Origin of the sequence: Halomonas halocynthiae DSM 14573 (assembly GCF_000425725.1) — a bacterium.
Lineage (GTDB): Bacteria > Pseudomonadota > Gammaproteobacteria > Pseudomonadales > Halomonadaceae > Halomonas > Halomonas halocynthiae.
Map to the genome: position 1 here is coordinate 107,027 of NZ_KE384440.1, position 20,617 is coordinate 127,643.

Annotated in this window: 16 protein-coding genes; 5 read left to right on the forward strand and 11 right to left on the reverse strand. The window is 55.0% G+C overall.

What is annotated here, in order from left to right; all coding sequences use genetic code 11:
• Positions 1 to 10: 10 nt before the first annotated feature.
• Positions 11 to 604 carry a TRAP transporter small permease gene (locus H616_RS0109620; RefSeq protein WP_084155832.1) on the reverse strand — a complete coding sequence of 198 codons (594 nt, stop codon included), beginning with the start codon at positions 602 to 604 and terminating at the stop codon, positions 11 to 13.
• Positions 604 to 1,839, reverse strand: coding sequence for a TRAP transporter substrate-binding protein (locus H616_RS0109625; protein ID WP_027967181.1), 1,236 nt, complete (start codon positions 1,837 to 1,839; stop codon positions 604 to 606). Before H616_RS0109625 ends, H616_RS0109620 begins: the two co-directional genes overlap by 1 nt.
• A gap of 210 nt (positions 1,840 to 2,049) precedes the next feature.
• Here H616_RS0109625 and H616_RS14655 point away from each other — a divergent pair, with 210 nt between their 5' ends.
• A complete protein-coding gene (locus tag H616_RS14655) occupies positions 2,050 to 3,684 on the forward strand; it encodes a GMC family oxidoreductase (protein ID WP_035572979.1) in 1,635 nt (544 codons plus the stop codon).
• A 251-nt stretch (positions 3,685 to 3,935) separates the two neighbouring features.
• Positions 3,936 to 4,973 carry a YeiH family protein gene (locus H616_RS0109635; RefSeq protein ID WP_027967182.1) on the forward strand — a complete coding sequence of 346 codons (1,038 nt, stop codon included), beginning with the start codon at positions 3,936 to 3,938 and terminating at the stop codon, positions 4,971 to 4,973.
• A gap of 345 nt (positions 4,974 to 5,318) precedes the next feature.
• Here H616_RS0109635 and H616_RS0109640 read toward each other — a convergent pair whose 3' ends face one another.
• Both H616_RS0109640 and H616_RS0109645 read right to left on the reverse strand, forming a co-directional pair.
• Positions 5,319 to 5,807, reverse strand: a complete 489-nt coding sequence (locus H616_RS0109640; RefSeq protein WP_027967183.1) for a peroxiredoxin — start codon at positions 5,805 to 5,807, stop codon at positions 5,319 to 5,321.
• A 208-nt stretch (positions 5,808 to 6,015) separates the two neighbouring features.
• Positions 6,016 to 7,680 carry a peptidoglycan DD-metalloendopeptidase family protein gene (locus H616_RS0109645; protein WP_338035752.1) on the reverse strand — a complete coding sequence of 555 codons (1,665 nt, stop codon included), beginning with the start codon at positions 7,678 to 7,680 and terminating at the stop codon, positions 6,016 to 6,018.
• 657 nt (positions 7,681 to 8,337) lie between these two features.
• Between H616_RS0109645 and H616_RS0109650 the strand changes: the two genes are divergently transcribed.
• The gene (locus H616_RS0109650; protein ID WP_027967185.1) at positions 8,338 to 10,047 is read left to right on the forward strand and encodes a DEAD/DEAH box helicase; all 1,710 of its coding nucleotides are present in this window, start codon (positions 8,338 to 8,340) and stop codon (positions 10,045 to 10,047) included.
• Between the two features lie 168 nt (positions 10,048 to 10,215).
• A complete protein-coding gene (locus H616_RS14660; protein WP_084155834.1) occupies positions 10,216 to 11,208 on the forward strand; it encodes a DMT family transporter in 993 nt (330 codons plus the stop codon).
• Between the two features lie 66 nt (positions 11,209 to 11,274).
• On the opposite strand, the gene mqo is transcribed toward H616_RS14660, so the two are convergent.
• The 4 genes from mqo to H616_RS0109675 form a co-directional block, all read right to left on the reverse strand.
• Positions 11,275 to 12,771 (reverse strand): malate dehydrogenase (quinone), encoded by a 1,497-nt coding sequence (mqo, locus tag H616_RS0109660; RefSeq protein ID WP_027967186.1) that lies wholly within the window; start codon positions 12,769 to 12,771, stop codon positions 11,275 to 11,277.
• Positions 12,764 to 13,171 (reverse strand): cupin domain-containing protein, encoded by a 408-nt coding sequence (locus tag H616_RS0109665; RefSeq protein WP_027967187.1) that lies wholly within the window; start codon positions 13,169 to 13,171, stop codon positions 12,764 to 12,766. The genes mqo and H616_RS0109665 overlap by 8 nt, the downstream gene beginning before the upstream one ends.
• A gap of 92 nt (positions 13,172 to 13,263) precedes the next feature.
• Entirely contained in the window at positions 13,264 to 13,944 is a 681-nt protein-coding gene (locus H616_RS15585) for a lytic transglycosylase domain-containing protein (RefSeq protein WP_084155836.1), read from the reverse strand.
• On the reverse strand, positions 13,877 to 15,598 hold the full coding sequence (locus H616_RS0109675; protein WP_027967188.1) for a proline--tRNA ligase: 1,722 nt from the start codon (positions 15,596 to 15,598) through the stop codon (positions 13,877 to 13,879). Before H616_RS0109675 ends, H616_RS15585 begins: the two co-directional genes overlap by 68 nt.
• 350 nt (positions 15,599 to 15,948) lie before the next feature.
• On the opposite strand from H616_RS0109675, the gene H616_RS0109680 reads away from it, so the two are divergent.
• Complete coding sequence (locus tag H616_RS0109680; RefSeq protein ID WP_027967189.1) at positions 15,949 to 17,493, forward strand: acetyl-CoA hydrolase/transferase family protein; 1,545 nt, start codon at positions 15,949 to 15,951, stop codon at positions 17,491 to 17,493.
• A 20-nt stretch (positions 17,494 to 17,513) separates the two neighbouring features.
• Here the strand turns inward: H616_RS0109680 and H616_RS14670 are convergent, their stop codons facing one another.
• The 3 genes from H616_RS14670 to H616_RS0109695 all read right to left on the reverse strand — a co-directional run bounded on the left by H616_RS14670 (position 17,514) and on the right by H616_RS0109695 (position 20,590).
• Positions 17,514 to 18,335 carry an N-acetylmuramoyl-L-alanine amidase gene (locus tag H616_RS14670; RefSeq protein WP_084155838.1) on the reverse strand — a complete coding sequence of 274 codons (822 nt, stop codon included), beginning with the start codon at positions 18,333 to 18,335 and terminating at the stop codon, positions 17,514 to 17,516.
• A 227-nt stretch (positions 18,336 to 18,562) separates the two neighbouring features.
• Positions 18,563 to 19,741, reverse strand: coding sequence for a vWA domain-containing protein (locus tag H616_RS0109690; RefSeq protein ID WP_027967190.1), 1,179 nt, complete (start codon positions 19,739 to 19,741; stop codon positions 18,563 to 18,565).
• 3 nt (positions 19,742 to 19,744) lie between these two features.
• Complete coding sequence (locus tag H616_RS0109695; protein WP_027967191.1) at positions 19,745 to 20,590, reverse strand: AAA family ATPase; 846 nt, start codon at positions 20,588 to 20,590, stop codon at positions 19,745 to 19,747.
• Between the last annotated feature and the right edge of the window lie 27 nt (positions 20,591 to 20,617).

Below are 20,617 nucleotides of genomic sequence, written 5' to 3' on the forward strand. Positions count from 1 at the left end.
TCAAGATCTCCTAGTCCATGATCGAGGGTTGCAGGTTGAAGGGATCGCGGCGCCTGAAGCGGCACACATCGACAAACAGGTTCTGTAGCACGCGGATGATGATCAGTACCCAAGCCAGGGGGGTGGCGAGGTAGAACCACCACTGCATGACATTGTTCGTGCCGGGCACGATGGCGAAGTTCATATGCGCTAGCTGCACCTGGTCGATGGTGAAGTTGATCACCAGAGCGCCGAAGGCGATCCATAGAACGGCGTCCAGAATCTGGCATAGAAACTGGCCGATATAAGGCAGACGCATGCGAATTTCATTGAGTGACAGATGAGTGCGTTGCTTGACGTTGAGCGAGGCACCGAACCAGGTCAGCCACAGGAACAGCAGTACCGGAATGCTGGTGCTCCAGGGAGCCTGCAGGTTGAAAAAGAAGCGCCGGATGACCTCGACGAAGATAACCCCCGCCATGCCGCTGTAGGCGATCAAGATGATGACCTTTTCCAAATGGTCATCGACCCACTTCAATGGCACTAGCCAAGCCGGCAGTCGGCGGTGGGGAGGGGCGCCCGCAGGCGCTCCCTGTGGAGTATCGGAGAAGTCATGGGCAGTCATTACACCCTCCACCAGCGCTTAGGCGCTACGTTGACTGCCGCTATGTCTCGAGGAATCTCTCGGGCGATGGTGTGGATCTCTTGGTAGATGTCCATGCCGCCCGACCAGGCATTGAGACGCTCACGCCACTGCTCCCAGGGACCGGGGTTGAACTCGGGAGCGCACCGGCGTTCTGCTTCGGCGCGAATTTCGTCTGATAGCGGCGCGACTCGTACATTGTTCTCGGCAAACACGGTACCGGATGCCGGTTGCTCGGTGGCGCCGACGATCTGGTAGCGGCCGGCCTCGTTCATGCCCTGGGTGAAAATCTGTGCGGCATACGCCGACTCCATTACCTGTTCCTGCAACTCACTGCCCAGGCTCTCGAACTTGGACAGGTTCATTGCGGTGTGCTCGGTACCGGCGAAGAAGCGTAGATCGACCGCCTGAGAGACGACCGGAGCCATGCCGGCATAGGCGACTGCACTCATCCAGGTCTCGGCGCCGTCGAGCAGGCCCTGACGCAGGCCGTCGAGGGTTTCTTCCCAGGCTACCGGTACCGGGTTCAGATCCAGCTGCTCCATGGCGATGCGTCCCATCTGGGTGCCGGTGACGCGGTTCTTGGTGCCTTGAAGCTGTTCAAGGCTCGTGACCAGCGGTTTATCGGCCCAGTTGAGGCCCATCATGAGCCCGCGCAGGTCGCAGTGAGTGAAGAGAAACTGCAGATTGTGGCGCTGGCGTAGCGGCTCTCTCAGTAGTGCCTCGCTGCGGGGATCATAGAAGAAATGAAACATTGAGGCGACGCTCGGGAACATGTAGGCGAAATCCAGCACGTTCAGGTAGGGCGCGCCACCCGCCGAGTTTTGGGTGGAGGCGGAGAAGATGTCGACGATGCCTTGCTGAGCCTTGCTGACGCAATCGAGCTGATTGCAGATCTCGTTACTGCCCATGAACTCGACTCGGATGGCGCCGTTGGTGCGTTCCTCAAGATCGCGTGCAAAGAACAGTTGCCCAGACTTTTGGAGATCGAGGTTGCGCGCATTGAAGCCTGAGGCACCGAAACGCAGCTGGAACTTCGGCTCACTCTGATAGCGACGTTGCTGTTCGGAATCGGCGGCTCGAGCCAGGTTGCTGACGGTGAGGCTGGCGCCGAGGCCTCCGGCGGCGAGCAGCGTCGAGGTCATACCGAAGCGCCCGGAGATATTGAGAAAGTCGCGCCGCGAGAGGCCGGAACGGTTGAACTGAGTTAGAGACATGTGGCGTTGCTCCCGAATCTTGTGGTTGATCTTTTGGGGATGCGTGTGGTCTGGCGTGATAACAGGGATTGCCGTGAACCGCCATACTCACCATAGAGTGCGATTCTTCACAGATCAAGAAATTGATTTTTTTTGTATCAACATTGACCTTTATTTTATTTGTTATCATTATTGTTGAGACAAAATGTATCAATAAAATGGTGATTTGCAATGAAATCAACAACTCCAACGCAAGACGCCTACGACTTCGTGATCGTCGGTGCTGGCTCGGCAGGCTGTGTGCTCGCCAACCGCCTCAGTGAGGACCCCGAGGTGTCGGTGCTGTTGCTGGAGGCCGGCGGTGCCGACTGGAACCCTTGGATCCATGTTCCGGTAGGGTACTTCAAAACCATGCACAATCCGGCCACCGACTGGTGCTACATGACCGACTCGGATAAGGGCATCAAGGGACGTCAGCTGCAATGGCCCCGTGGCAAGGTCCTGGGTGGGTCGAGTTCTTTGAACGGATTGCTGTATATCCGCGGTCAGCGTGAGGACTATGATGACTGGGCCGCGGCGGGTAACGCTGGCTGGAATTACGATGCGGTGTTGCCCTATTTCAAAAAATCCGAGTGCCAGGAGCGTGGCGCCGACGCTTATCATGGTACGGATGGCCCCTTGAAAGTTTCGGACCTCAGGTTGCGCCGTGAGATTGCCGAACGTTTTATCGAGGCGGCCAAGGCGGCTGGTATTCCCGAAAATCCCGATGTCAATGGCGCGACTCAGGAAGGCGTTGGTTACTTTCAGCAGACGTCCTATAAAGGCTTTCGTTGCTCGACGGCCAAGGCGTTTCTGCGCCCGGCGCTCAAGCGTAGCAACCTGACCCTCATCAAGCGGGCCCATTGCCAGCAGCTGCTGCTTGAAGGCAAGCGCGTGATAGGTGTGGAGTACCGTCAGGGAGAGCGGGTGCAGCGGGTGAGAGCCAATCATGAGGTACTGTTGTCCAGCGGTGCCATTGGCTCTCCCCAGATACTGCAGTGCTCGGGTATCGGTAACCGTGAGCACCTGAACGAGGTCGGGGTTGAATGCCTCCATGAACTGCCCGGTGTGGGTGAGAACCTCCAGGACCACCTGCAAATCCGGCTGGTGTTCAAGACACGCTGCAGGACGCTGAATGACGAGGTGCGTCATCCCCTCAAGAAACTGGCGGTGGGCACTCAATATGCACTGACTCGTACCGGCCCTTTGACTCTTGCCGCCAGCCAGGTGTGCGTCTTTACCCGGTCGCGGGATGACCTTGAACGTCCGGATCTCCAGTTTCATATGCAGCCACTTTCTGCCGATAAGCCTGCCGAAGGCGTGCATCCATTCTCCGCTTTCACCGCGTCTGTCTGCCAGCTGCGTCCCGCGAGCCGCGGGGCAATTCGTATCACCAGTCCCGATCCCGCCGTCTATCCTTCAATTCAGCCGAACTACCTGAGCGAGGAGGAGGACTGTCGGGTCGCGGTGGATGCGATCAAGGTTGCGCGGCGCATCGCCGCACAGAGGCCGCTGGCCGAGGTTATCACCGACGAGTATGTGCCCGGCACCCAGTACCAGAGCGACGAGGAACTTCTCGAGGCCGCTCGCCAGTATAGTCAAACCATCTATCATCCTGCGGGCACATGCAAAATGGGGAGTGACCCCTTGGCGGTGGTGGATGACCGGTTGAGTGTACATGGGTTGGAGGGAGTGCGCGTAGTCGATGCCTCAATTATGCCGGTCATCGTCTCCGGTAATACCAATGCGCCTACCATCATGATTGCCGAGAAGGCCGCCGACATGATCAAGATGACATATGGCGCCTCGCGAGCCGCCGACCGATAGTTAGGCGTTGGCCTCAAGTTCGGTGGGTAACTGGTGCTAACCCTGACGGGGTGTTCGAGGCAGCATGCGTTTTAAGGGCCACCATGTGTATCCCGTTCGCGCATGAGCGCAATATCAAGCGGGTGCGGTCACGATTCAGGCCGATTCGAGCCGATGATTCTAACAATAAGCGGGGCACTCAGGTTGTTGGGTACCCCTGTCGATAAAGGCGGCAATCTGGTCTGGCCCAGACTGCCGAGGGAGAAATTGTCATGCCCAGTTTCGAAGCCTCCAGGCTTTCCCCGTCGCGCTTAGTGAGTGCCTTTCAGCAGAGAATGCCGGGTGTACTGATCTGTATTACTATTGCCTTGGCAACTACCTTCATCGCCGACCACTACGGAGGGCCAACACTGCTTTATGCCCTGCTGTTCGGAATGACCCTGCATTTTCTCTCCGAAGAGGGGCGTTGCCTAGCAGGTGTTGAGTTCTCGGCACGGGCGATTTTGCGTCTTGGCGTGGCCTTGCTTGGTGTGCGGATCACCATCGAGGAGGTCGCCGAACTTGGTATCGGGCCGGTGTTGACGGTGATCTGTGGAGTTGCCTTCACCATCGCTTTTGGTGCGGTAATGGCACGTCTGCTGAAGCTTGATCGAGATATGGGGCTACTCACTGGTGGCTCGGTGGCGATCTGCGGGGCGTCGGCGGCGTTGGCGTTGTCGGCGGTGATGCCACGTCACGCGACTCATGAGCGTAATACCATCATGACAGTGGTGGGCGTTACCACGTTGTCTACCCTGGCCATGATCACCTATCCGTTGATCGTCGGAATCCTGGGCCTGAACAATACCGAAGCCGGTATTTTTCTCGGTGGCACCATTCATGACGTGGCCCAAGTGGTGGGCGCTGGCTACATGATCTCCCAGGATACCGGTGATGTTTCGACCTTCGTCAAGTTGCTGCGCGTGGCCATGCTGGTGCCGGCGGTGATGGCATTCATGTTCCTGTTCCGTCAGCACCGCCAAGAGGAAGGAAGTAATCGCAAGGTCCCCATGCTACCTAGCTTTCTGGTGGTCTTCGTGGTTCTGGTAATCATCAACAGCCTGGGATGGATTCCGCCGATGGTAGCCGAGGGTTTTACTGATTTGTCGCGCTGGTGCCTTGTAACGGCGATTGCAGCTTTGGGTATTAAAACCTCGTTCCAGAAGCTAGCTGTGGTGGGGTGGAGGCCGGTGATTTTAATGGTAGCTGAAACGTTGTTTTTATTGCTGTTGGTGCTGGTTTTTATTCAGACAAATCTTATAAGCCTTTAGTAATTGAGCCACTCTGCTATAAGTGTTTGCGAGAATATTTCAAAATTGTATAAGTGGTAGTTTTTTAGCTATTTTGAGTTGGTAATATAGAGTATTTTGTTGCTGGGCAAGACAATGTAAAAAATGGCGTTTGTCAAGCGACTTCGTCCTATATGGTTTTGAAAAAATGTCTCACACAAAATGAGCCGCCCCTTCAATAATTGGATGGCCTACTTAGACGACGCGAAAGGCCTCGGTTATGTGCTGCGGGCGTTTAGCGTCATCTCGATGCGTTTGTGGTGTAGTAAGCAATGGGAGTATTAAAGGGAAGGACATATTTGCTAAACGTGTGATGTTTTAGCTAGGTCAGCGCGTTAGCTGCTTTAGTACCTTTTCTGCGCTGCTGTCTTCAATAACGCCGCGCTGGGTGTCAATGCCGAGGTAACTGACTACGCCGTCGTCAATAATCATGGCAAAGCGCTTGCTGCGTGTGCCCATTCCGCCAGCGCTGGCGTCCATGTCTAGCCCCAGTGCCCGAGTCAGTTCGGCGTTGCCATCGGCCAGCATGATGATTTCATCGGCGCTTTGGTCTTTTTGCCAGGCGTTAAGGACGAAGGCATCGTTGACTGCGAGGCAGGCAATGGCATCAACACCAGCCGCCTTTAGCGCGCTGGCCTGCTTGACGAAGCCGGGCATGTGGTGGTTAGAGCAGCCGGGAGTGAAGGCGCCAGGTACAGCAAAAATCACCACGCGGCGGCCGGCGAGAAAATCGCCAAGCGCTAAATTTTCGGGGCCGTCTTCGCCGTTGGTTTTGATGGTTAGGGCGGGGAAGTGCGCGCCAATGGCAATGGTCATGGTTACTTTCCTTCTTCTGGATTGACTTAAATTATCCTGGGATGGCCGCTGGTGTTGTTAAACGTGTTGCTTGCGGTAGTCCAGTATGCGTCAGGCTTTTGATTCTATCATCGATAAAAGAAGCGCCCCACACAATGCGTGTGGGGCGCTTCTTTATGCTAGCAAGGCTTGCTGCTGGAGGCGAAAAGAACAAAAGCGTTTCGCAGCGTTAGCTTTCGTCGCTGTTGTCGCTATTTTTGCTGGCTCTATTGGCCACAACAGTGCCGGTTTTTCCGCTTTCTAGTGTGGCAACTAATGGTTCAGCCGTTGCTTGAAAGGCGACCAGAGTGCTGCCGCTTAGGCTGCGGTTTTCTGGCAGGGGGACGGTCATGGCGTTGACTTGGCGGTTGTTGACCAAGACTTCGTAGTGCAAGTGAGGGCCTGTGCTGCGACCTGTGTTGCCTGAAAGGGCGATACGCTCTCCCATGCTGACGCGCTGGTTATTCTTGACCAGTGCTCGTGACAGGTGCAGGTAGCGTGTTTTATAGCCATTGTCATGAAGGATTTCAATATAGCGTCCAGCGGCGGGGTGGTTGCCTATTTTCACCACTCGGCCGTCAGAAGGAGCGTTGATGCTGGTGCCGACAGGCATAGCAAAGTCGGTGCCTTTGTGGGGGCTGATTCGGCCAGTGACGGGGTGGCGTCTGGCGGGGTTGAAGTGAGAGCTTAGGCGGTAGCTGCCATCAAATGGACGGCGGTCAAATGCTGGGTCTAGGCTTTCACCATCAGGGGTGTAGAACTTGTTGTCGTCAGGGTTGCGAATCAGTGTGATGCTTGCCTGTTCGCCATCATAATTGACGGCAAGAATGCGTGGGTCAAGATAGTGACCATCGATCAAATCTGTTTCGACCAGTACTTGAAAGTTGTCTCCGCGACGGGTATCGCGACGAAAATCGATTTTCTTTTCCAGTACCTGTGATAGCTCAGAAACTTCAGTGCTAGTCAGGCCGGTAGTTTGTGCTGAGCGAGTGAAGCTGCCACTGATTTTGCCGGCGTATAGGCGTTGGGTGGCTTCGCCTTCACGCTCAATGGTGGCCATTTTAAAGCTATCAGCGTCGCGTGTGATCATGTAGCCCGAGCGGGGGGTTTCCATGATGCGCAGAGATATCAGTTTGCCGCTAGCGTCCAGCTGATAGTCGAAGCGATCACCGACACGCCAACGGTCGAATACCTTGGTATCAGGAAGGCTGGCGAGCAGGTTGGCGACATCGCTGTAACCCATGGAGAAGTTTTGTTCGGCCAGTTTGGTAAAGGTGTCGCCGCGTTTGACGCTGTATGTTTCCCACTCGGGAATATAGGGCGTATCTGCGGCAATTTCATGCTCGAGAAGCACGGGGCCAATAATCTGGTCTTCACCGAATATCGCCAGCTCTTCGTCGCTAACCTCTTCATAGGAGGTGGCATCAAGAATGGTTGGCTGGTGGCTGGATTGGTCGACGACGTTGACTGCCACTTGGTGAGCCGTGTTGTCTATCGTTGCTTGGCTCGTTTTTGCGCCTGATTGCAAGGCGCTGCTCGGCTCGGCTTGGTTGCTCGGTGCAGGTGTTGCTGCTGTCGTAGCCGCAATCGCTGTGCTGCTTGCTGAAGAGGTTGGCAGCAGCGGTGTGGATGAGCTGTTCAACGCCTGTATCGCAGTTTCTATCGTGTCTTTAATCGGATAGCTGAGATAGTGCAGCGGAAGGGGAGAGCTATCTGCTGAGCTGTTTTGCTGTAAGGCGACAAGCTGCAAGGAGGGTAGGCTTGGCAGACTTTTCGCATCCAAAGGTACAAGTACCGTACGCTGCACGGGCTTGTAATTGCCAATGTCATTGACAGTGGCAATAATTTTATTCACTCCCAGCACAGTAACCATTGTTGCAATAGGTAAAAGTAATATTTTGTGCGTGCGGGGTAGTGAGCTGAGTATCCGCATCGAGTTAACCGTGTAAAATTAAATAAAAAAGAAAAAAGAGAGTAAAACGCTTGCGAAACTTACCCTAAGATACGTTTCTTTTCTAGACTGGTTTTGTATCCAGTGATCCCTGTGCCCACTGTGGCTGCCATGGGCTGGATGTATTATAGGCGGCAGGTATTTAACGTCTGACGACAATCAAGCGCTAGCCAGCTCAGTATTATGGTGGTAGTATACGACCTCCTCGCATGTGTTGACCCCACCATCATGACGCTGCGACCCACCGTATATATGCCAGTAATCAGTCGGCGTAAGGTGGCGAAGTCGCAGTAACGCTGGGCTGAGTAGCCTATCGCGTTTGACGTGTGTAGATGGCGCGCTGAATATGTATTTTCCACCCAGGTAAATACGGCGCAAACGGTCGCCACGAAGGTTGTTGCTTGTTTTTTATACGACAGCAGCAGCCCATGCTAGGTGCGACCGGTGTCCCCGACTCCGTTACTGACGTTCTGCTTAGCGCAGGACTTGCGTGTTATTGCCGCGTCTGGGGACGCCTATACTGTTTTTTGCCGGTCCTACCGGCCTACCAAGGTGTGATTAATGACCACGACTTCTGTCGCCTCGCCGAGCTTCGGTGAACTGGCCCTGTTGCCTGCTATTCATTCTGCCATCGAGACTCTTGGCTACAAGACTCCATCGCCGATTCAGGCACAGACTATTCCAGCATTGCTGGAAGGTCGCGACATGCTGGGCCAAGCCCAGACCGGTACCGGTAAGACCGCTGCTTTTGCTTTACCTTTGCTTTCTCGCCTCGATCTTGATCGTCGCGCTACTCAAGTGCTAGTGATGGCACCGACTCGTGAGCTGGCTCAGCAAGTCGCCATGTCATTCACCCGCTATGGCCAGAACCTTAAAGGGCTGGAAGTTGCTGTACTCTGTGGTGGTATGGAGTATCGCGAGCAACTGATGGCGCTGCGCCGTGGTGCGCAGGTAGTGGTGGGTACGCCGGGCCGCATCATCGATCACCTTGATCGTAAAAGCCTCAAGTTAGATGGCTTGTCTGCGCTGGTGCTTGATGAAGCTGACGAAATGCTGCGCATGGGCTTCATCGACGATGTTAAACGTGTCGTTGCCGATACCCCGAAAGATGCTCAGCGAGTGTTTTTCTCAGCAACGTTGCCACGTGAAATTGAGCGTATCGTTAACCGCTACTTGGTCGACCCTGTCAAAGTAGCTATCGAATCGCGTGCCTCTAGCGGTGACAACATTGAACAGCGTCGGGTTCGTGTTGATGGCGGTGCCAAGCTGGAAGCGTTGTCGCGCATCCTGGAAGTTGAGCCTGTTGATGCGGCAATTGTGTTTGTTCGCACTCGTGCTGCGTGTACCACATTGACCGAGCAGCTGACGGCGCGTGGCATCAATGCGGCGGGTTTGTCTGGCGACCTGGACCAAAGCTTGCGTGAGCGTACGATTACGCGCCTGAAGCGTGGCAAGGTTGATGTGCTGATCGCTACTGATGTTGCTGCACGTGGTTTGGACGTCCCGCGCATTACTCACGTGATTAACTATGATCTGCCCCAAGATGCTGAGGCATACACGCACCGTATCGGACGCACAGGCCGTGCTGGCCGTGATGGTATTGCGATCACTTTTGCTGGGAATCGTGAAGGCCGTAAAGTGGGCTGGCTCGAGCAGGCCAATGGCCAGAAAATGGCGGATATGGAACTGCCTGACGAGGCTGCGATTCGCGCTCACCGTGACGAAGTGTTCCACCAGCGTGTCATCGCTTCGCTGACGCGCGGTGCGGAAGAGCAACAGGCACTGATTGAGCGCTTGGTTGAAGAAGGTCATGACCCGCTAGAACTGGCTTGTGTCTTCGCGTCTATGGCGCGTGCTGATGAGGTACCAATTGGCCGTTTGCAGCCGCAGTGTAAAGAGCGTAACAACAGTAGCGACCGTGCCTCTGGCCGCAGCGAGCGTGGCCCGCGTCGAGAGCGTGCGCCTAGCGAAGGGATGACCCGTTACCGTGTTTCCGTGGGCCATAAAGATGGGGTTAAGCCGGGGCAATTGGTAGGTGCGTTGGCGAATGAAGGCGGTATCGAAGGGAATCGCATTGGTCGTATTGATATTCGCAATGGTTTCTCGGTGGTTGAGCTGCCCAATAGCTTGCCGGCCAGCATTTTGACAAAAATGGCTCGTGCCCGCGTTGCGGGTCGTGCGCTGGAAATCAGTGAAGATCGTGCGCCCGAGCGTGCGCCGCGTCGTCGTCGTGATGACAGCGGCCCAGTTCCTCGCCGTGAAAGAGCCTGATCTAGAAAGCAAGACATCAGGTTCAGCGCTGAGCTGAGATAGGGAACGGCTACTTTTATTGGTAGTGTATATCAGGCAGGTCGAGAGCTTTCTCGGCCTGCCTGATTTCAGTTGAGTGACAGGTTGTGCCAGTTGGCACGGCACTAGTGATGAGAGGAGTAAGGCGGCATGTGGAAGCAGTTGCCATTCCGTCTGCGGGGTTATTTGATTTCCATGGCTGGTGTACTGCTGCTTTCGCCAGATGCCCTGCTGATCAAGGATACCCAGGTAGACGTGCCAACGTTCATGTTCTGGCGTGGTCTGTTGCTAGGTATTTTATTGTCGGCTGTGGCACTGCTGCGTTATCGGCGGCATTTGCCCCAGGCTATTCGTGCTTGTGGTCCCGCGGCTTGGTGGTGTCCATTAGCTTTTGCTGCGAGTGCTTGGGCTTTTGTCATCGCGACTCGGCTTACCGCTGCCGGTAACGTGCTAGTGATGATGACGCTGGCACCTTTGGTGGCCGGAATAATCGGGTTGGTGGTGTATGGTCAGAGGATCCGTCGCCAAACCTGGGTGGTGATTTTTATCTGTGTCGGTGGCGCAGTATTAATGGCGGCTGGTGAAGTCGGGCAAGGGAGTTTGCTGGGGTTGGCCGTTGCCCTCGTGGTGCCGGTGGCTATTGCTGTTAATACGACAGTAGCGAGCGCCCAGAAGGGCGTTCGTTCTCGCGGTGTGGATACTACGGTAATTTTGCCGCTGGGCTGTCTAGCCATGTTGGTGCCCGCGATTTTTCTTGGCGGGATACAGCTTCCGCCAGAAGATGACATGAACCGGTTGCTCTTGTTGGCGGCGTTTCTTTCGGGAGCTTATTTTTTTATTCAGACGGGCGCGCGTTATTTGCCTGGTGCTGAGGTGAGTTTGGTCATGTTGCTAGAAACCGTGGTCGGGGCGCTGCTGGTCTGGTGGTGGTTAGGTGAGACGCCGCCGCCGCTGGCTTTTTTAGGGGGAAGCCTGATTGTTTCTGCCATGCTGGTCAGCAGCCTTAGGGATCTTGGTCGCCAGCGGCGCAAAGTTGCTGCCGGGGCGCCGAACAATTGGCAGATGCAGGTTGATGCCGAGGTGCAAGCGCATGCTCAGCAAGTGGATGTGCTATGTGAAAACGATGAAACTCCGCGGAGTTAGTGGTTAAACCCACCAGCCCCAGTCAGTTGTCGGCTGATGCTGATGGGGCCTGGTGGGTGGGGTACGCTACTCGTGATTGAGCTTAAGCGTTTTTGAGGTGTGTTGGCGGGTATCTCGACAAGCTTGGGCATCTACTTTGAGATCAATGCCATAGGTAGGAATAATCGTAGACAGGCGCTCTTTCCATCCGTCGTGCTCTAATGCGTTGCTAAAACAGGTTTCAAGCACGTTGATGGCAATGTAAGCGGCGGTAGAGGCGCCGGGTGACGCACCCAGCAGTACGCTGAATGATTTGTCTTCACTGGTAATCAGCTCGGTGCCGAACTCTAGGGTTCCAGCCGCTTTTCTTTCTGGCTTGATGATTTGAACACGTTGGCCCGCGACGGCTTTATGCCAGTCACTATGCTGTGCTTTGGGATAAAACTCCTTGAGCATATCAAACTGGTGTGCGCTGCTTTGTACAACCTGGCTGATAAGATACTCACTCAGCGACCAGTTATCCTTGGCGACATCCAGCATTGGTAAGACATTATCCGATTTAACCGATTCCATGAGATCCAGATAAGAGCCATGCTTCAGGAAACGGGTAGAAAATCCAGCATAAGGGCCAAACAGTAACGAACGTTTTCCATCGATGATGCGAGTATCCAGATGTGGAACTGACATGGGGGGAGAGCCCTTGGCGGCTTTGCCGTACACCTTGGCGTGGTGTTGCTCGGCAATCGTGTCATCATCACAGCGTAGCCAAATGCCGCTGATCGGGAAGCCGCCGTACCCTTTACCCTCTGGAATGTTGGATTTTTGCAGTAGTTCGATAGCGCGACCGCCAGCACCGACGAAAACGAACTTGGCAGTAATGGACACGGTTTCATGGGTTGTTAGGTTCTTAACGTAAACACGCCAAGTACCGTCGCTATTCTTATAGAGATCAACCACGTCGTGCTGGTAGTGAATCGTGGCACCGTCCTGCTGGGCCAGTTGGCTCACTAGCGCGTGGGTTAGGGCACCATAGTCAACATCAGCACCGCTGGCAACGCGTGTCATGGCGACGTTTTGCTCGGGTGGGCGGCCGTCCATGACCAGCGGTGCCCACTCACGAAGCTGCACAGGGTCGTCACTGTACTGCATGGTTTCATAGCAGTGATGCGCGGACATCTGACGATAGCGCTGCTGCAGGAACCTGACGTTCTCTTTATCGCGCACAAAGCTAACGTGTGGGCAGGCGTGGATGAAGCTACCTGGGTCAGCAATTTTTCCTTCTGTGACCAAGTAGGACCACAGCTGGCGAGACAGGTCAAACTCCGTATTAACTTCAAGTGCCTTGCTGATGTTAACGGTGCCGTCAGTGTTGGGCGGCGTGTAGTTCATTTCACAGTTGGCTGCGTGGCCCGTGCCTGCGTTGTTCCAAGGTGCAGAGCTTTCTCGCGCACAGTCGTCGAGCCTTTCAAACATGGCAATGCTTAGGCTGGGTTCTAGCTCTTTAAGCAAGGTGCCTACGGTGGCGCTCATGATTCCCGCGCCAACCAGTACAACATCCACGTTTTCGATAAGATCGTTACTCATTTACCTTGGCCTCCACACAGTTTGCTTTGAAGGAAATGTTGCTGGCGTCTTCATAAACAATGTAAGCCCGCCGCCAGGGTTCATCATCTAGCAGGCGCCACTTGTGGCCGCTACCACGATTGTCTTGCGCCAGAAGAATATCGCCCGGCTTGATAATAAAGGTCGCGCCGGATTTGGTTTCAAACTCTAGCGTTCCTGATAGGGTGATGACATAACGCGGTTCGGGGTCCTGATGCCAGCCCCAGGCCCCACCAGGTGCTGTTTCACGAAAAGAAAGCCGAGTGGCTGGGATCGCTTGACTGGCCTGATCGCCTCGTTCGCCTTGAGTAAACTCAATGGTGCCTTCTTCAAATAGAGAGTCGCCGTTTTCTCCGGTCCATAGGCGTACACAACGTATCATGGTGCTTGCTTCCTTTGGCAATGATGAGTAGGCAATGGTAAGCGCTGGCTGTAATGGTAAAGCGTGCCGGTGATAGCTTTTACAGCGCTCATTCAGCGCTCACGGGTCCAGTGTTTGCTGAGAGTGTGCATGATGCGTTCGGGGTACCAGGTGTTGCCCAGGCTGCCGTTGTAGCGCGCCAGCGCTCGTGTCATGTCACCGTTTTCTACCGCCAGATAGTGGGCAAGAATCGTACAGCCATAGCGCAGGTTGCGCCAAGGGTCCTTCAAGTCGTCTATTGGAAGACCAAGCTCGGCTACCCAGAATGGCATGATTTGCATCAGGCCTGTGGCACCGGCAGACGAAACGGCATCGGCGCGAAAAGCGCTTTCTACCTGAATGACGGCCATTACAAGCTCGGGAGGTAGGCCAGCAATGCTGGCTTCCTGATAGATGCGGATCAGCAGTTGCCGACGATGCGCTTCATTGTGGATGTGGTGAGCCAGGCGAGGCGACATGTCTTCTGTCCATTGGCGAACTGCCCAAAGAACAGCGGGTGGTTGGGTGGTAGCGCTTAGCTCAGACAGTGTGGGGCGTAAGACAGGCGATAGGCTGGAAGAGGCAAAAGGCGTTGGCGCCGCAGCAAGGGAGGGTGGCTGCGCCAGCACGCTACTACTCAATACAGCAAACGCCACTAGGGCGCTTGCTGTGGAGGTTCCTCGAAACTTAGCGGCTGATACGCTGCCCGAGGAAATCGAAAATGCTATCAGCGGGTACCATGGTGGCTTCGGCATCGCGTCGCCCCTTGTACTCGAGTTCATTGTTGTCAAGGCCACGGTCGCCAATCACCAAACGGTGTGGAATACCCATCAGCTCGTGGTCGGCGAAGCGTGCGCCGGGGCGCAAATCACGATCATCAAGTAATACCTCAAAGCCCGCCTGAGTGAGCTCTTGGTAAAGCCGTTCGCTTTCTTCACGCACGCGCTGCGACTTGTGTGCATTCATGGGAACCATAGCAATCTGGAATGGGGCGATTGCCTCGGGCCAAATAATGCCGTTCTCATCGTGGTTTTGCTCGATAGCGGCGGCAATAACGCGAGTGATGCCGATACCGTAGCAGCCCATCCATGGATATGAGGCTTTGCCGTTGACATCCAGTACGGTGGCATTCATGGCCTGGGAGTACTTTTGGCCTAGCTGGAAGACATGGCCCACCTCGATGCCTCGCTTGATCAGCAAGGTGCCTTTGCCGTCTGGCGACGGGTCGCCTGCGACAACTTTACGTAGGTCAGCCACTTGGGGTAACGGTAGGTCGCGCTCCCAGTTAATGCCGAAATAGTGTTTGCCGTCGATGTTAGCGCCAGCGCCGAAGTCACTCATCAGCGCGACGCTCCGGTCGATGATGATCGGTATATCCAGTCCCACGGGCCCTAGGGAGCCAGGGCCTGCACCGGCGGCGTCACGAATTTCTTCCTCGCTGGCCATGGACAACGGGCTGGCGACGTCCGCTAGGTTCTCGGCTTTGACCTCGTTAAGCTCATGGTCGCCGCGTATTAGCAGGGCGATCAGTTTGCCGTCAGTCCCATGTACCATCAGTGTTTTAATTGTTTGCTCAATCGCTAGGCCATGCTGCTCTACTAACGCTGCGATGGTGCGCGCATTTGGGGTGTCGACCAAATGCATCGTTTCACTGGGTGCTGGGCGTTGAAGCTCAGTATCTAATGGCGCTGGCAGGGCTTCCGCTTTTTCCATGTTGGCGGCGTAGTCGGAGTCGCTTGAAAAGACGATGTCGTCTTCTCCTGAGTCAGCCAGCACATGGAACTCGTGTGAACCAGTGCCACCAATAGAGCCGTTGTCAGCAATCACCGGGCGGAAGTCTAACCCCAGCCGTGTGAAGATGCGCACATAGGCGTCGTACATGGCCTGATAGCTTTCACTTAGCGAGGCTTCATCAATGTTGAAAGAATACGCATCCTTCATGATGAACTCCCGTGAGCGCATTATGCCAAAGCGCGGACGAATTTCGTCACGGAACTTGGTCTGGATCTGGTAGAAGTTCGACGGCAACTGTTTGTAGCTGGAGATTTCACGACGTATTAGGTCAGTGATGACTTCTTCGTGAGTTGGGCCAATGCAGTAGTCACGCTGGTGGCGGTCCTTGAGACGCAACAGCTCTGGGCCATATTGCTCCCAACGCCCTGATTCCTGCCATAAATCAGCAGGCTGAACGGCAGGCATCAACACTTCTTGAGCGCCAGCGCGGTCCATCTCTTCACGAACGATGCGCTCTACTTTGCGTAGCGTTCTGAGGCCGACAGGTAGCCAGGTGTAGAGGCCGGATGTTAAGCGGCGAACGAGCCCCGCGCGCAGCATCAGTTGGTGGCTGATGACCTCGGCGTCGGCGGGGGTTTCCTTCATGGTGGAAATCAATAGTTGCGTGGCGCGCATGGGTCCGGCGTAACCTCGAATAATAATGAATCGAAATGAATTAGGCTGCGGCTTACAGCAATGAGCAGCGTATCGCTATTGTACGGTTAAGGCTATCTGGCGGCAAAACACGTGTCTGCAAGAGCAAGGCTTTAGTCTAATTACGAGAAAATAAATAGCGAGCTATCGATTAGCGTGAGAATATTTAAAGTGGCATTTTTCTAGGCCTTCGTAAGTCTAGGCCTTAAGCCCTAGTTCGCGTACATCGTCTTGGTGTGCCGAATATCGCATACGCAGTAGTGTGTGCTCTGTGGTTTATCCATCGTTGGTTTATTCATCGTTATTTTGTCGTTATCTCAAGGGAGTTCGTCATGGTTGACCACACGCTTTTTCAGTCACGTTGTCGCTGGGCCCCTGGGGTCGGGCTGATCCAAAGTGCTGAGCAGGCGGCGGCGTTGATTAAGGATGGTATGACGGTAGGAATGAGCGGTTTTACGCGAGCGGGTGAGGCTAAGGCAGTGCCGCGTGCACTGGCTGAACAAGCGCAGCGTGCCCCGTTATCCATCACACTGATGACGGGTGCCTCGCTGGGTAATGATCTGGATAAGCTATTAACTGAAGCGAAGGTGCTGTCGCGGCGTATGCCGTTTCAAGTGGACACCACCCTGCGCCGTGCCATCAATGACGGCAAGGTGATGTTTCTGGATCAGCATCTGTCAGAAACGGTCGAGTTGCTGCGTAACCACCAATTAGGTGAAATTGACGTAGCGGTTGTTGAAGCCAGTGCCATTACCGAACAAGGACATATTGTGCCGACGACGTCGGTGGGCAATTCGGCCAGTTACGCGATTCTGGCTGACAAAATCATTGTTGAGCTGAATTTGTCGTCACCCGCCGCGCTGGAAGGAATGCACGATATTTATATTCCGCAGATGCGACCCACGCGCCCGCCGATCCCTGTGGTTGCTGCGGACTCGCGCATTGGTTCTACGGCGATTCCTATCGACCCGTCACGTATCGCCGCTATTGTTGTTACTCAGGAAAAAGATAGCCCCTCTACGGTGCTACCTGCTGATGCTGATACCCAACGCATTGCCGAGCATTTGATTGGCTTTTTTACTGCTGAAGTCGAGTCGGGGCGGCTAACGCCGTCACTGCTGCCGTTGCAGGCAGGGATCGGCACGATGGCCAATGCGGTAATGAGTGGGCTGGCCAAGGGGCCTTTCGAGCATCTGACTATGTATTCTGAGGTGTTGCAGGACTCGACATTTGACCTGCTCGACAGTGGCAAGCTGGATTTTGCCTCCGGCTGTTCAATCACCCTATCTGAAGGGTGTGGTGAGCGGGTCTGGCCTCAGTTAGAAAAGTACCGTGATCGTCTGGTGCTACGCCCGCAAGAGCTGTCCAATCATCCGGGGATTGTGCGCCGTCTGGGGATTATTGCTATCAATACGGCGCTTGAGGCAGATATCTACGGTAACGTTAACTCGACCCATGTGTGCGGTACGCGGATGATGAATGGTATCGGCGGTTCGGGAGACTTTGCGCGTAACGCTCAGCTATCGATTTTTGTGACGAAATCGTTGGCAAAAGGAGGCGATGTTTCAAGCTTTGTGCCGTTTGCCAGCCATATTGATCACACAGAGCATGATGTGGATATTCTGGTCTCTGAGCATGGTTTGGCAGATTTGCGTGGTTTGGCGCCTCGTGAACGTGCCGTTGTTGTTATCGAGACGTGTGCTGATCCTCTGTATCGCCCAGCTCTGCGTCATTACTTTGAGCAGGCCTGTGAGCGCGGTGGCCATACGCCGCATTGTTTGGAACAGGCGCTATCCTGGCACGCTGCAGTAGAGCAGTGTGGAAATATGCGAGAGTTTCAGTTTGCTGAACGGCAAGGTGATGCGGTGGCGGGCTAACGTGATTGTTAGCCCTGCATTTAGTTGTTGGTTAGGTATTTCTCGCGCAGTGCCCACAGAATGGCAGCGGTTTGTGTATCGGGGAAACCACGGTAGTCTGCTGGGCGAAAGTGCATTTGAAAAGCCGACAGGGCCGACTGGGTAGACGCATTTAGGGTGCCGGTGACGGTGACGCCATAGCCCCAGTCTGCCAGTGCTGTTTGTAATTCGCCCATCGACGGCGGTTGGTTGCTGAAACGCTGATAGTAGCGACTAACCGTGTTTTCGTCAGGCCAAGCGCCTACGCCTGCGTCGTAGAGCCGTTTCCAAGGAAATGCGGGGCCGGGATCAAGCTTGCGGGTAGGGGCGATATCAGCGTGAGCAAGTACCTGCCAAGGTTTTATCTGGTGACGAGCGATAATATCTTGAGATAACGCAATCAGCGCTTCAATCTGGGTTTCATCGTAGTCATCCCAATGAATCTCACTGAGTTGGTTGCTCATTACTCGCTGGGTCAGGGCAGCCGCATCAAGTGGGTAAGGCCCAAGATTGACGATTTCAATGCCAATGCTGGTGTCGTTGATATTGTGCCTGCCTTGCCACGTGCTACTGCCCGCGTGCCAAGCGCGTTGTGACTCATCTACCAGTTGCATAACCCAGGGGCCATCGGGGCCTTGCTGGCCTGGGCCTGGGATCAGGTAGTGTGCGCTGACGTTACTACGGGTGAGTGCGTGTAATGAACTTGTCTGGTTTTCGTAGGTGTAATGAAACACGAGATGTTTCACGCGGCTGTCTTGTCCGGTAGCGCGATAGCGGGTATCCAGCGTATAGCCGGGGGCGAAATGCCGTCCAGCATGATCCATGCTGCCACCCAATAATACACTGACAATCAGCAGTAGCGTCCAGCGGCTAACGGTTGCACGAAGGCGCTTTGTGTTGTGTTTGGGTGGCGGCGTTTTTTTCCGCGTGGTGGTGCCGCGTTTTGGTTTGGCTGGGCGATCTTTACTCAGAGTCGTATCCCTTCTTGAGAAGCTTGTCGGTCACTGCTCAACGGTCACTGCTTGGCAGGTTTGATGCAATGATGAGCGACTCAGCGCAGCAGTTCACGCATGGCGTTTTCTAGCCCCGCAGGTGTCATGGGGTACATGCGATCTTCGATCAATTCTCGCACCAGCTGAGTGGAATGCGTGTAGTCCCAGTGACTTGAGGGGGATGGGTTGATCCACACCAAGTGTGGGAAGGCGCTGACCACGCGCTTGAGCCATACGCCGCCCGCTTCACGATTAAAATGCTCAACGCTGCCGCCGGGGTGAGTGATTTCGTAGGGCGACATGGCTGCATCGCCGACAATCACGACCTTGTAATCGGCACCGTAGGTGCGCAGCACTTCCAGAGTCGACACGGGGCGGTCGTGGCGGCGGGAGTTTTCACGCCATAGTCCTTCATAGATGCAGTTATGGAAGTAGTAATGCGCTAAATGCTTGAATTCACTGCGGGCCGCCGAAAACAATTCTTCACAGGCGCGAATGTGGTCGTCCATGGAGCCGCCTACATCGAGTAGCAACAGTACCTTGACCGCATTGTGGCGCTCAGGCCGCATACGCACATTGAGTAGCCCCGCATCTCGTGCGGTGTCGCGGATGGTCGCGTCGAGGTCTAGCTCATCGGTGGCACCAGAGCGAGCGAAGCGCCGTAGCCGCCGCAATGCCATCTTGATATTGCGATTGCCTAGCTGAAGATCGTCGTCGTAGTCACGAAAGCGCCGCTCGTCCCACACTTTAACTGCTCGTCGATGGCGCGATCCGTCCTGGCCGACGCGAATACCTTCGGGGTTGTAGCCGTAGGCACCGAACGGGCTGGTGCCGCCAGTGCCAATCCACTTGTTGCCCCCCGCATGGCGTTCTTGCTGTTCTTCAAGGCGTTTCTTGAACGTTTCGATCAGTTTTTCCAGGCCGCCCAGGGATTGGATCTGCGCTTTTTCTTCATTGCTGAGCTGCTTCTCGAATTCGCGCCGCAGCCAGTCGTCGGGAATCAGGGCATCGATAGCGGCGTCCATGTCGTCAATGCCATCAAACCAGCTGGAAAAAGCCCGGTCGAAGCGGTCAAAATGCCGCTCGTCTTTAACCAGAACGGTACGCGCAACCTGGTAAAACGCCTGAATGTCGGCAAACACCACGCTTTGCTCTAATGCCGCGTGGAGGTCGAGCAGCTCGCGTAGCGAGACGGGGACTTCATGGCGACGCAAGGTGTCGAACAGTCCAATAAACATGCGTTAACGCCCCTGACGGCGGACCATAAAGGCCAGCCGTTGTAGCAGCTGTGTGTCTTGCTCGTTCTTGATCAGTGCGCCGGCCAATGGGGGCAGTGCTTTGCTGGGATCGCGTTGATAGAGTGCTTCTAGCGCCAACTCATCAGCCATCAGTAGCTTCAGCCAGTCGACTAGCTCTGATGTAGAAGGCTTTTTCTTCAGCCCTGGGGTTTCGCGCAATTCGAAAAATACCTGCAGCGCATCGCTGGCTAGCTTGGGCGCGATGTCAGGGTAGTGAACATCGATAATTGCCTGCATGGTTGGGCGGTCAGGAAATTCGATGTAATGAAAGAAGCAGCGGCGCAGGAAAGCGTCGGGTAGCTCTTTCTCATTGTTGGAGGTGATGACGATGATGGGCCGATGCTGTGCGCTGATGGTTTCGTTGGTTTCGTGAACATGAAAGGCCATGCGATCGAGCTCTTGCAATAAGTCGTTGGGGAACTCGATGTCAGCTTTGTCGACCTCATCAATCAGTAAAACGACGCGCTTTTCGGCAGTGAAAGCCTCCCACAGTTTGCCGGGCTTGATGTAGTTAGCGACGTTCTCGACACCGTCTACACCAAGCTGGGAGTCGCGCAGTCGGCTGACCGCATCATATTCGTAGAGGCCTTGGGTGGCCTTGGTGGTGGACTTGATGTGCCAGGTGATTAATTGGGTGTCCAGCGAGGCAGCCAGCTCTTCGGCCAGGCGTGTTTTACCGGTGCCGGGCTCGCCTTTGATCAGCAGTGGCCGCTCCAACACAACGGCCGCATTGACGGCTTGCTTGAGGGACTCGGTGGCTACGTAGCTAGAAGTGGAATCAAACGCCATGAGGTTGTGTCTCGCTTGGTTCGTGAG